Raw genomic sequence first — 12,505 nt, forward strand, 5'->3', positions numbered from 1 at the left:
AACCCTCCCTGAATTAGCACAGGCTGCCCTAAGTTGTTTGGTTACCCTATCCTCGATCCCTGCGTCGCCGCTACTATGCCCTGTCCAAGCCCTGCCCGAGCCCTGTTCAAGCCGCATCCCAGGAGCCACCAGATGCCCCCGAACGCCACTCACCCGTTTGCCGGAGGCCTGGACGGATTCGTGCCATTCCCCGCCGATCGGGCCGCCTCCTACCGGGCTGCCGGCTACTGGACGAGCCGGACCCTGGACACGATCCTGACGGACGCGGCGCGACGCTGGCCCGACCGGGTCGCCGTGATCGACGCCCTGGCGGACGACGGATTGAGCTATGCCGAACTCGACGAGCGGGCCGACCGCGCCGCCGCCGGGCTGCGCGGCCTGGGCATCGCGCCGGGCGACCGGGTCCTGCTGCAGCTGCCGAACAGCTCCCGGTTCGCGGTGGCGCTGTTCGGCCTGCTGCGGGCGGGGGCGATCCCGGTTATGTGCCTGCCCGGCCACCGGGCCGCCGAATTGGCGCATTTCGCCGCCGTCAGCCAGGCCGCCGGGCTCCTGATCCCCGATGCGGCAAACGGTTTCGACTACCCGGCGATGGCGCGCGGGCTCGTCGAGGATCATCCCGCGCTGAAGCATGTCGTCGTCGACGGCGACCCGGGGCCGTTCGTCTCGTGGGTACGCTTGTGCGACCAAAGCCCCGCCCGCGCGCCTGCGACATCGTCGGCCGACCCGGAATCGCCTGCCCTGCTGCTGGTTTCCGGCGGCACCACCGGCACCCCCAAACTCATTCCCCGCACCCACGACGACTACGTTTTCAACGCGACCGCGAGCGCCGAGGTCTGCCGGCTCGATCCCGACGACGTCTACCTGGTGGTGCTGCCCGCGGGGCATAACTTCCCGTTGGCCTGTCCGGGCCTGCTCGGCGCGATGACGGCGGGCGCCACCACGGTGTTCGGCACCGACCCCAGCCCGGAGGCCGCCTTTGCCGCCATCGCGCACCACGGCGTCACGGTCACCGCCCTGGTGCCGGCATTGGCCAAGCTGTGGGCACAAGCCTGTGAGTGGGAACCGGTGACTCCGAAGTCGTTGCGGCTCTTGCAGGTTGGTGGCGCTCGGCTGGAGCCGACGGACGCCCGCCTGGTGCATTCCGCGTTGACGCCGGGCCTGCAGCAGGTGTTCGGGATGGCCGAGGGGCTGCTAAATTACACCCGCCTCGACGACCCACCGGAGCTCGTCGAGAACACCCAGGGGCGGCCGCTGTGCGCCGGCGACGAACTGCGCATCGTCGACGCCGCCGGCACGCCCGTAGCGCCCGGGGAGGAGGGCGAGCTGCTGGCGCGCGGACCGTACACGATCAACGGCTACTTCCGTGCCGCGCGCGAAAACGGGCGCTGCTTCGATCCCGACGGCTTCTACCGCAGCGGCGACCTCGTGCGCCGCCGCGACGACGGCTACCTGGTGGTCACCGGCCGGGTCAAAGACGTCATCTGCCGCGGCGGGGAGACCATCGCCGCGGCAGACCTCGAGGAGCATATGCTGAGCCATTCCGCGATCTTTTCGGCCGCGGCGGTTCCGGTGCCCGATCCCTACTTAGGCGAAAAGATCTGCGCTGCAGTCGTTTTCAGCGGTGAACCGGTCAGCCTCGCGGAGTTGAACGCCCACCTCGACGAGCGCGGGGTGGCCGCCCACGCCCGGCCCGACATGCTGGTCGCGATGGCGGCGCTGCCCACCACACCGATCGGCAAGGTCGACAAGAAGGCGATCGCCCGCCAGGTCGGCGGGGCGTAAGTCCCGCGAGCGTGACGCCACCGCGAAACGGGAGCGGGTTTGTGTGACGTCGGACTCGCGGACCCCGGGCAGATCCATGGCCACAATCAGGTCGTCGCCCTCGCGGAGTGCGGAGATCGGTGCTTGCTGGATTCGAGTCGCTGCGGGTGGAGTCGCAAGATAGCTGAGATGCAAGGCCGTAGCGACCGTAGCTCAGGAGCGATCACCTTGGCCCATTCACGCGGTTCGGTGTGCTCAGGACCGACCAGGCGCAGCGGCGGCGGGTCGCCCGCGCGCCTAGGCGGCGAGCGGCCGCGTTGCGCCCGTGGCCATAAAAGCTGCCATTGACTAATGTCACCATTCGCGATTGACTGCATTGCATGACGGACGATGTTCCGGCTCACCGATCACCGCGAGCGCGTGGCGCGGCAGCGGCGGGCTGAGAAATGTTCGGGCCGCTCGACCGGCTGCTGAAGAGGTCGACCACCACCAGCCACGGTGCGTCGGCGGTGGTGACCGGCGCCGGCAGCGGCATCGGTGCGGCGTTCGCCATCGAACTCGGGCGTCGCGGCGGCGCGGTGGTCTGTGGCGACATTGACGAAGCCGCCGCCCAACGGACCGTCGACGAAGTCACCAGGCAGGGCGCCAAAGCCACCGCGATCCGCTGCGACGTGTCCCGGTTCGACGACGTGGCCGCCTTGGCGGAGCAGTCGCGCTCCTGGTTCGAGGGGGCGCCCACGCTGGTGATCAACAACGCCGGCGTCGGTGCCGGCGGCGCGGCCATCGGCGATGCGTCCCTGGACGATTGGGCGTGGACCCTGGGCGTCAACCTGTGGGGACCCATCTATGGCTGCCACGTGTTCACGCCGATCCTGCGCGAAGCCGGCCCGTCGCACGCCCCACGGGGCATCATCAACGTCGCGTCCGCGGCAGCGTTCGGATCGGCTCCCGGCATGGCCGCCTACAACGTCAGCAAGGCCGGCGTGCTCTCGTTATCGGAAACGCTGGCGGCCGAATTGTCCGGCACCGCGATCAGGGTCACCGTGTTGTGCCCGACCTTCGTCAAGACCAACATCATCGAATCCGGCCGCATCAGCGAGGAGTCCGGCGAGCTGGCCGCCAAATTGATGCGGTGGACTGGCCTTTCGCCCGACAAAGTCGCGCGGGCGTGCCTGGACGCGCACGACCGCGGCGAGCTGTACTGCATGCCGCAGTTCGATGCCAAGATCGGCTGGAATGCCAAGCGTCTTGCCCCACAGGCATATACACGCGCGGTCGGCCTGGTATCCCGGGCCCTACCCTGAACAGGAGGAGCTGCTGATGGCCGTCGACATGGAAGCCATGCTCGCCAAGATCAAGGATCGCCAGTGGGCGCTCGCCGACATCGATTGGGACGCACCGGGTGCCGAAACCATCCGGGGAGAGTTCCGCCCCAAGCTGAAGGCGTTCATGGCCGACCTGTGCTGGATCGAAAACGTGGGCGCCCGCGGATTCGCGGCGCTGGCCAAGAAGGCTCCCAACCCGACGCTGGCCGAGATCTACCGGTATTTCCACGCCGAAGAGCAACGCCACGCCAACGCCGAAATGGCGTTGATGAAACGCTGGGGCATGCTCGACGACGGCGAGTTTCCGAAGCCCAACGTCAACATCCGGTTGGCCATCGAGTGGCTCGACACGTACGCCGACGGCATGCCGCTGTCCGTGCTCGGCACCGTCATCCCCATGCTCGAGGTCGCCCTCGACGGTGCGCTGCTGAAGTTCCTGCTGGACACCGTGGAGGACCCGGTGTGCCATCAGGTGTTCGAGAAGATCAACAACGACGAATCACGGCATATAGCCGTCGATTTCGCGGTGCTCGACATGATCGGGCACGCCAAGGCGCGCCGGCTGACCATCGAATTCGTCGGCACCATCGCGTCACCGGGCGTGATCATCGGCACGCTGACGTACATCCCGCTGCTCAACCGGGTGCGCAACGAGATGGCCGGCATGGGCATGGAGCCCGAGCGACTCTACAACGCGGTCAAGCGTTTCAAGCAACTCGGCGAGCGCGGCGAACGCACCTGGCGGGTGCCCGCCTATCAACTCCTCAAGCGGCACGCCGCGATGGTGGTCAACCCCGATCACCCCTATCACCTGCTGGCCAACTCCATGGTGTGGTTGTCGAATCGCTACCCCAAACCCCTACTCAAGCCGGTGCCCAGCTGGTTCAAGGAACTCACCTACCGACCGGCGGCGTGACCGTGGCAGACCACCGAACCTACGCGGCACTGATCGTCGGGGCCGGCTTCACCGGGCTGGGAACGGCGATCCGGTTGGCGCAAGCCGGAATTCACGACATCGTCATCCTGGAGCGCGCCGACCGGGTCGGCGGAACCTGGCGCGACACGACATATCCGGGCGCCAGCAGCGACATCCCGTCCCTGCTGTACTCCTACTCGTTCGTCAAGAACCCGACGTGGTCGCGAACGTACTCGCCCGCCCCGGAGATCTGCGGCCACCTCGAGGACATGGCGACCAGGTTCGACCTCCGCCGCCACATCTGGTTCGGCCACGAGGTCAGCGAACTGACCTTCGACGACGGGACTGGTGTGTGGAACGCAAAGACACGCGATCGCAAGCGGTTTCGTGCGCGCACCGTCGTACTGGCTTCCGGTCCGCTGTCCGACGCCAGCTTTCCGGACATCAGGGGCCTGGACAGCTATCGCGGACACGCGATCCACAGTGCGCGTTGGGATTACGGCTACGACCTCACCGGCAAGCGGGTCGCCGTCATCGGCACCGGCGCCAGCGCCATCCAGATCGTTCCCGAACTCGTCAAGCAAGCCGCGTTCGTCAAGGTGTTCCAGCGCACCCCGTGCTGGGTGCTGCCGCGCCTGGACCCCTTCTTTGGGCAAGCCACCCCACCGGCGGTGCAATCGCTATTCGCCAAAGTTCCTGTCACGCAACAACTTGCGCGGCAGGCGCTGTTCTGGGGCCATGAAGCCAGCGCCGCGGCTTTGGTCTGGAACACGCCGCTGACCTCGCTGGTTGCCCGACTGGGGCGGGCGCACCTGCGGATGCAGGTCAAAGACCCGTGGCTGCGTCGCCAGCTGACGCCCGACTTCGCGCCGGGCTGCAAACGCATGCTGATATCCAGCGATTACTACTCGGCGCTGCAACGCGACAACTGCAAGCTCATCGACTGGCCGATCGCGACGCTGAGCCCGGTCGGTATCCGCACCAGCGACGGCATCGAACACCACCTCGACTGCATCGTGTTCGCTACCGGTTACGACGTCCACCTGACCGGGCCACCGTTTCCGGTCACCGGGCTCGGCGGCCGGTCGCTGGCCGCCGAATGGGCCGACGGCGCACGGGCATACAAGAGCATCAACGCCCACGGATATCCGAATTTGTTCTTCATGACCGGACCCAATTCGGGGCCCGGCCACAACTCGCTGCTGGTCTACATCGAAGGGCAGCTCGATTACGCGGTGCGCGGCATCGCCACCATCCTCGACAACGACCTGCGCTACCTCGACGTGCGGGAAGACGTCCAGCGCCGCTACAACGAGCGCATTCAGCGCCGGCTCACCAAGACGACCTGGATGTCGGGTTGCCGCAGCTGGTATCTCACCAAGGATGGGTACAACGCGTCCATGTACCCGGGGTTCGCGACGCAGTATCTTCGCCAGATGAGGAATTTCCGCTATGGCGACTACTACGCCGTCGCGCGTCACGCCAGGGCGCGCGTCACATCCCCCGCCTGATGCCCACCCACTGACGAGACCGACATGGCAACCGACCGACCGTCACGACCCGAACCCGGCACGATCGCCAGCGTGTTATATAGCGTGCGGCGTGCACCCAAGCGCGTGCGGCGTCAGTCGCGCGAATTTATCGAGGCCGCGGTGGCACAGCTTTTCGACGCCGCGGTCCGCCACCCGCACGATGTCACGGTGTCCGGTGAGTACCGAATCGACGACCTGGCCCGGCTGGCGGGCACCACCACCCGCAACATCCGGGTGTACCGCGACCGCGGGCTGTTGCCTCCGCCGTTGCGCGTCGGCCGCATCGCGTTGTTCAACGACACCCATCTCACGAGGCTGCGGCTGATTACCTCGATGCTCGACCGCGGATACAACATCGCCCACGTGCGCGAAATGCTCAGCGCGTGGGAGGAGGGCAAGAACCTGGGCGACGTGCTGGGCCTGGAGACGGCCATCGTGGGCACCTGGACCACCGAAAAACCGGAAACCGTGCCGCTCGCCGACGCCCAGCGGCTCGTCGGTGACCCACGCGCATTCGAGCGGCTGGTCGCGCTGCAGGTGATCCGGGTCGACGGCACGCGGGCCACCCTCACCCGGCCCAAACTGATCGAGGCGTTCAACGAGATCCGTGGCTACGGCGTCAAATTGGACAAACTTATCGACCTGCACGAGCAGATCGTGCCCGAGATCGACAAGATCAGCGACTTGCTGGTGCGCGCCGGGGCCGAACACGTCGTGGACCGGATCAAGCCGGGTCAGCCGCTGCCCCCGGACGCCGAGATTGCCGAGCTGATCACCATGCTGGTCCGGTTCCGCACGCAGGCCGTGGCAACCGTGACCGCCACCCTCGCGGCGTCGATCGAATCGAACATCGAGTCTCTGGTCAGCCGCATACTCGCCGACTACCTGTCGTCGGAACCGGATGCCGCGCTGGCCTAGGTGGGCGCGCTCGGCCGGACGCGGGCTTCCGGTCATCTGTCGGCCGAGAAGCACCGAATGACGGATTGGCCAGGGTGAAACTACCGGCGGATGACCACGAACATGAGTTTGCTCAACTAAGCCGGATCGGCCCAGGCCTCGTCAAAAAGATCGCCGTCACCGGCGCACAGCCCATGTGACGGACTACCGTCCGCTAAGCGTCAGCGTCCCTTCGGTTTTGAGCACCTTGCTGGCCGTGATCTTCTCGGTCCGGCGAGCTTCACGCTCGAGGTAGCGCTGCTTGGATTCGTCAAATTTGTCGCCGGCCGTCTCGAGCTCCTTGACCAGCACGCCGAGATCGTCGCGCATCCGGGCGGCCTCGCCGGTGAAGTCTTCGCGCTCGAAGATGCGCCACTTCTTCAGCACCGGCATGACGACCTCGTTGAGATGGATGCGCGGATCGTAGACACCGCCGACCGCGATGATCACGGCCTTGCGCCGAAACTCCGGCACCGTGAATCCGGGCATCTTGAAGTTCCGCAGGATCCGGTGCACCGATCTCATCGCCTGATTGGGTGCGATGTCCAGACCCGCGGCGCTGACGTCCCGGTAGAAGATCATGTGCAGGTTCTCGTCATGCGACACCCTGGCCATCAACTGCTCCGCGATCGGCTCATTGGAGGCCTTGCCGGTGTTGCGGTGCGAGACGCGCGTCGCCAATTCCTGAAACGAGACGTACATGACGGAATCGAACAAGCTGTCAGCAAACATATCGCCCTGATGGTTCTGGCCGGGGCTGAAGCCCCTTGTCATTTGCTCGACGCGCAGCTTCTCCAGCTCCACCGGGTCGACCGCGCGGGTGACCACCAGGTAGTCACGCAGCGCGGTGCTGTGCCTGTTCTCCTCGGCGGTCCAGCGATTCACCCACTGCCCCCACGGGCCGTCCATGCTGAAGTTCATCGCGATCTCGCGGTGATACGACGGCAAGTTGTCCTCGGTCAGCAGGTTTTGCACCATCGCGACTTGCGCCACGTCGGGAAGCTGGCTTTGTCCGGGCTCCCAGTCTTGGCCGTCGAGAGCGTAGAAGTTCTTGCCGTCCGACCACGGAATGTAGTCGTGTGGATTCCATTCCTTGAACATCGAGAGGTGGCGGTTGAGTAGACGCTCGACCACAGGCTCGAGCTCGTGGAGTAGCTGCAAGTTGGTCAAGCCCTCCGACACGGTGTCCTCCCAGTTACGTGTAGCGAGTAGTAACAGTCAATGTATCTGTGTCATGCAGTTACATCAAGCTGACACGCACGAAATCGATCAACTAGGGCCAAAAGTCCCCGAGCCCCAAAAGTGTGGTCACTCGAGACAGGCTTCAACTACACCGAACCGCTCGCCGGCGGGCCGCAGAACAGGCGCTATTGCCGCGCAATCAGGTACGGCGCGAGCGTGGACAGCTTCTCGCAGGTCTCCTCGAACTCGCGCTCGGGTTCGGATTCTTCGATGATTCCGGCGCCGGCCCGCAACCACGTCCTGCCGTCGCATTCGTAGGCGGCCCGCAGGATCAGCGCCGCGTCCAGCCCGCCGTCCGCCGAAACCATCACGACCGCACCCGAATACAGTCCGCGCGGGCCTTCATCAAGGCGCAGGATGGCCTCGACGCCGGCCGCCTTCGGGATGCCCGACGCGGTGACCGCCGGAAAGAGCGCTTCCAGCGCGTCCATCCGGTCGCTCGAGGGACCCAGGCGCGCACAGATCGTGGAGCCCAGGTGCTGCACGCTCCCCCGCTCCCGCACCGTCATGAAATCGGTGACCACCGCGGTGCCCGGTTCGGCGATCTCGGCGATTTCTTGTAGCGAGCTACGCACCGAGATAGCATGTTCCACAATCTCTTTGGAGTTTGACTCCAGATCTTCGCGAGCCTGACGATCACGCGCCGGACCACGACCGAGCGCGCGGGTACCGGCCAGCGGCTCCGTCACCACCGTGCCATCGTGGTGAACGGCCGCGACAACTTCGGGGCTGTAACCGACGGCGCGAATTCTACCCAGCCGCAACAGAAATGACCTCACCGGAGTGTTGTGCCGCCGGCCCAATCGATAGGTGGCCGGGAAGTCGAGCGCGAAAGGGACTTCGACGCAACGGGATAGGATCACCTTGCGGTAGATGCCTCTGGCGATTTCACGGACGGCCACCGCCACCCGATCGCGGTAGCCGGACGGGTCGGCGTTGATGTCGACCGCGCGGGCGCGGCGGACGTCGGGCAAACCGTCGCCGAGCAATCCGAGCACCGCGTCGCGCTGGCCGGCCGTCGCGCCGAAAAGGCGAACCGCGTCCCGGGTCACCACGATGCGGGTGCGCGGCCAAAACACTCGGGCCAGCGGGGTTCGCGGCGCCAGCCGCTGCTGCAGGCCATAGCGGTAGACGCCGAACTCGAACGCGATCCAGCCGAAGACTTGCTCGGTCTCCAGCAGCAGCCGGTCGATGGCTTCGCCCAAGACCGGTCCCGGTCGTCCGGACCACTGTTGCCGCTGAGTCGCGCCGTCGCGGATCACCCGCAGCTCGTCGCTGTCCAGCTCGACCATTGCCTCCACACCGCTGGCCAGCACCCATTGACCGCCGTGCTCGTAGAGCAGGTACTCTTCGTCGACCCGTTCAGGCAGCACCGCGGCCAGCTCGGCTGCCAGGTCGGCCGGATCGATATCGGCAGGCAGTGGGATCGACAGTGACGCGGTGCCGGTGGGACTTATCTCGACGCTCACCTCGGCCACGATAAGTAAGACTAGCCTAACCTATGAAACGGGGCGCAACCCCTCCCGAGCTAAGGCTCACGCAAGCTCGCGAGCGACGAGAAATCGCGGGGAAACAACCGCAACCAGCGCGCACCATTCGCCTACGATGAGGCGGTCGTTGACGAGTCGCCAGCGCGGAGTCCGTGTCGCACCGGCACCGGTTTCCCCAGCATGTCAATGCCGAACTTATCCGCACAGCGAAATCGCAGGAAAGTCACAGCCAACTCACGCTGACCCGGTTTCACATGGCCCGACCAGCGCGGCTGTGACCACCGCCTTTAGCAAAACCTGCTATTCCGCTGCGCTTCGGCTACGCCCGGCCTTTTCGCGCCGTGTCCGAGTGGCGGACCCCCAGCGGCAGGGCTAAATTTTTGGGCGGTCTCGGGATGTTCGTGGTTACCCCGTTGCGGACGGTGCTTCCCCTGATCACAGCATCGATAAGAGAGGCACCAATGCTCCAAGAGTTCTGGCACAACTTCACCCACAACCTGTTCAAGCCACTCCTGCTGTTCTTCTACTTCGGGTTCCTGATCCCGATCCTGAAGGTGCGGTTCGAGTTCCCCTATGTGATCTACCAGGGCTTGACGATGTATTTGCTGCTGGCCATCGGCTGGCACGGCGGCGAAGAGCTGGCTCAGATCAGCTCCGGCGGCATCTGGGTCATCGTGGGGTTCATGGTGCTGGGCTTCGTGACGAACTTCGTGATCGGATGTCTGGCTTACTTCCTATTGAGCTCCTTGAGATCCATGCGGAAAATCGACAAGGCGACGGTCGCCGGCTATTACGGGTCCGACTCGGCCGGCACCTTTGCCACCTGTGTGGCCGTCCTGACCGCCGTTGGCATCGCCTTCAACGCCTACATGCCGGTCATGCTGGCCGTGATGGAGATTCCCGGCTGCCTGGTCGCGCTGTACCTGGTGGCGCGGCTGCGGCATAGGGGCATGGACCCGGCGGGGTACATGCCGGACGAACCTGGCTACACCGCGGTCAAGGTGGGGGTCGGCCCCGGCACGGCGGCAAAGCCACCGCAAGGCCAGAGCCTAGAGACCGAGCGCGAACGAGGTGTCGAGCAGGAGCTGGAGATCTCCCTGGAAAAGCTGGACCGTCCAGACTGGGAGCCCGGCGAGAACGCACCCCGCCCGACGGGCAAGAAGATGCGCATTTTCTCCCGCGAGCTCTTCCAGGAAGTCTTCCTCAACCCTGGGCTTGTCCTGCTGATCGGGGGCATCATCATCGGCCTCGTCAGTGGGCTGCAGGGACAAAAGGTCGTGCAAGACGACGACAAGTTCTTCGTATTGGCGTTCCAGGGCGTGCTTTGTCTATTCCTGCTCGAGATGGGCATGACGGCATCCCGCAAGCTGAAAGACCTGCGGGCGGCCGGCATCGGTTTCATCTTCTTCGGCCTGCTGGCGCCGAATATCTTTGCACCGCTGGGGATCCTCATCGCCCATATCTATTCGTCGGCCACCCATGCCGATTTCAAGCCGGGAACCTACGTGCTGTTCGCCGTGCTTTGCGGCGCGGCGTCCTACATCGCCGTCCCGGCGGTCCAGCGACTGGCCATCCCCGAGGCCAGCCCCACCCTGCCGCTCGCCGCGTCGCTGGGTCTGACGTTCTCCTACAACGTCACCATCGGAATCCCGCTCTATATCGAGGTCAACCGCTTGATCTCACACTGGTTCTAGCTGGTCTCGCCCGTAAGCTTGTCGCGACTGAGCTGGGGCGCCGAGACTGCGACGGCAGCGAGCCGAAAAGGCCCGCCCTGTAGGCAGACTCGGCGCCCGGTGAGACCACCGAGGGTCAGCCCAGCAGGGTCCGCACCACCGCGTCGGCCAGTAGCCGTCCGCGCGGGGTAAGGACCAGCCTGTCGCCGTCGGAGACCAATAATCCGTCAGCGGCCACGGTCTCGGCGCGTTCACGTTCGGCGGCGCTCAGCACGTCTAGCGGAAGCCCTTGGCGCAAGCGGGTTTTCAACAGTACGTCTTCGGTGTGCAAGGCGTCGCCGCCGAGCTGCTCGAGGCCCGCCACCGGCAGCGCGGCACCGGCGAGCAGCTCCGCATACGCGTTGGGGTGCTTGACATTCCACCAGCGCGTCGCGCCGACGTAGCCGTGTGCTCCCGGGCCCGCGCCCCACCACTGACCACCGTCCCAGTAACCGAGGTTGTGCCGGCACTCACCGCCCGGTCGCGACCAGTTGGACACCTCGTACCAGACCAGCCCCGCCGCGGACAGCCGAGCATCGACCAACTCGTAGCGGTGCGCCAGCACGTCGTCGTCGGGAGCGGCCAGTTCACCCCGCCGAACTCGCCGGGCCAGCGCGGTGCCCTCCTCGACGAGCAGCGCGTACGCGGACACGTGATCGACGCCGGCCTCGATCGCCGCGTCGACGGAACGCAGCACGTCGTCGTCCGATTCGCCCGGGGTTCCATAGATCAGGTCGAGGTTCACGTGTTCGAAACCGGCAGCCAACGCCTCACGCGCCGCCGTCGCCGAGCGGTTCGGTGTGTGTACCCGGTCGAGGACCCCAAGCACCCGCGGCGACACTGACTGCATGCCCAGCGACACCCGCGTGTAGCCGGCCGTGCGAATCGCCGCGAAGAAGTCCGGCCATGTCGACTCGGGGTTGGCCTCCGTGGTGACCTCGGCATCCGGCGCCAGCACGAAGTGCTCGCGCACCATGCCCAGCAGCCTGGCCAGCCGCTCACCGCCCAGCAGCGACGGCGTCCCTCCGCCAACGAACACCGTGTTCACCGTCGGTGTGTCCAGCCGCGCCGCCGCCAGCTCCAGCTCCGTCCGCAGCGCCAGCAGCCAGGCATCCGGGTTGACACCACCCAATTCGGCCGGGGTGTAGGTGTTGAAATCACAGTAACCGCAACGGGTTATGCAGAACGGGACATGCACGTACAGCCCGAAAGGCCGTCCGGGACTCGGCTGTAACGCGGGCAGGTCGACCGGGGCCTCGCGAAGGGTCATGCCAAATCATCGCACGTACCCGGGTGGAGCGGGGGACCGCTGGTGACGCCGGCCAGGCGACCCGGGGAAGCCGAACGATTCTCAGGGGATTCTCGGTTTTAGCAGCTGAACCACCCAGGGTTGGTCCGTAGTTTAGATCACCATGAGGACAAATCAGACCTGGTGGCGACGCCGGCCACCATCCATGGCAGAATGGGGCGCGTGACCGCCGACCAGCCCAGCCTGCGCATCGCGCTGGTGGCGCGGCGGCATATCGACCTCAAGCGTGTCTGTAGCTGTTGCTGTCTGCCTTGATGTCGTAGACCCAGCCCACCTGTACCT

10 protein-coding genes are annotated in these 12,505 nt (G+C 65.8%); 7 read left to right on the forward strand and 3 right to left on the reverse strand.

Annotation, left to right across the window (positions count from 1 at the left end):
• Positions 1 to 132: 132 nt before the first annotated feature.
• The 5 genes from K3U93_RS15785 (at position 133) to K3U93_RS15805 (ending at position 6,452) form a co-directional block, all read left to right on the forward strand.
• On the forward strand, positions 133 to 1,782 hold the full coding sequence (locus tag K3U93_RS15785; RefSeq protein WP_083010388.1) for a (2,3-dihydroxybenzoyl)adenylate synthase: 1,650 nt from the start codon (positions 133 to 135) through the stop codon (positions 1,780 to 1,782).
• 425 nt (positions 1,783 to 2,207) lie between these two features.
• Entirely contained in the window at positions 2,208 to 3,065 is an 858-nt protein-coding gene (locus K3U93_RS15790) for an SDR family NAD(P)-dependent oxidoreductase (protein WP_083010387.1), read from the forward strand.
• A 16-nt stretch (positions 3,066 to 3,081) separates the two neighbouring features.
• On the forward strand, positions 3,082 to 4,002 hold the full coding sequence (locus K3U93_RS15795) for a ferritin family protein (RefSeq protein ID WP_083010386.1): 921 nt from the start codon (positions 3,082 to 3,084) through the stop codon (positions 4,000 to 4,002).
• Between the two features lie 2 nt (positions 4,003 to 4,004).
• A complete protein-coding gene (locus K3U93_RS15800; protein ID WP_420915418.1) occupies positions 4,005 to 5,513 on the forward strand; it encodes a flavin-containing monooxygenase in 1,509 nt (502 codons plus the stop codon).
• Positions 5,514 to 5,537: 24 nt separating this feature from the next.
• Positions 5,538 to 6,452 (forward strand): MerR family transcriptional regulator, encoded by a 915-nt coding sequence (locus tag K3U93_RS15805; protein WP_071509369.1) that lies wholly within the window; start codon positions 5,538 to 5,540, stop codon positions 6,450 to 6,452.
• A gap of 183 nt (positions 6,453 to 6,635) precedes the next feature.
• On the opposite strand, the gene K3U93_RS15810 is transcribed toward K3U93_RS15805, so the two are convergent.
• The gene (locus K3U93_RS15810; RefSeq protein ID WP_071509368.1) at positions 6,636 to 7,652 is read right to left on the reverse strand and encodes an acyl-ACP desaturase; all 1,017 of its coding nucleotides are present in this window, start codon (positions 7,650 to 7,652) and stop codon (positions 6,636 to 6,638) included.
• A 185-nt stretch (positions 7,653 to 7,837) separates the two neighbouring features.
• Positions 7,838 to 9,190 carry a salicylate synthase gene (locus K3U93_RS15815; RefSeq protein ID WP_071509367.1) on the reverse strand — a complete coding sequence of 451 codons (1,353 nt, stop codon included), beginning with the start codon at positions 9,188 to 9,190 and terminating at the stop codon, positions 7,838 to 7,840.
• A 473-nt stretch (positions 9,191 to 9,663) separates the two neighbouring features.
• Here K3U93_RS15815 and K3U93_RS15820 point away from each other — a divergent pair, with 473 nt between their 5' ends.
• Complete coding sequence (locus K3U93_RS15820) at positions 9,664 to 10,896, forward strand: sodium-dependent bicarbonate transport family permease (protein ID WP_071509366.1); 1,233 nt, start codon at positions 9,664 to 9,666, stop codon at positions 10,894 to 10,896.
• Between the two features lie 115 nt (positions 10,897 to 11,011).
• Here the strand turns inward: K3U93_RS15820 and hemW are convergent, their stop codons facing one another.
• Positions 11,012 to 12,184: a radical SAM family heme chaperone HemW gene (gene hemW, locus K3U93_RS15825; RefSeq protein WP_071509365.1), complete on the reverse strand. Its 1,173-nt coding sequence runs from the start codon at positions 12,182 to 12,184 to the stop codon at positions 11,012 to 11,014.
• A 192-nt stretch (positions 12,185 to 12,376) separates the two neighbouring features.
• Here hemW and K3U93_RS25515 point away from each other — a divergent pair, with 192 nt between their 5' ends.
• Complete coding sequence (locus K3U93_RS25515) at positions 12,377 to 12,478, forward strand: Ms4527A family Cys-rich leader peptide (RefSeq protein ID WP_350355549.1); 102 nt, start codon at positions 12,377 to 12,379, stop codon at positions 12,476 to 12,478.
• Positions 12,479 to 12,505: the final 27 nt, after the last annotated feature.

It is taken from the genome of Mycobacterium malmoense (assembly GCF_019645855.1).
Lineage (GTDB): Bacteria > Actinomycetota > Actinomycetes > Mycobacteriales > Mycobacteriaceae > Mycobacterium > Mycobacterium malmoense.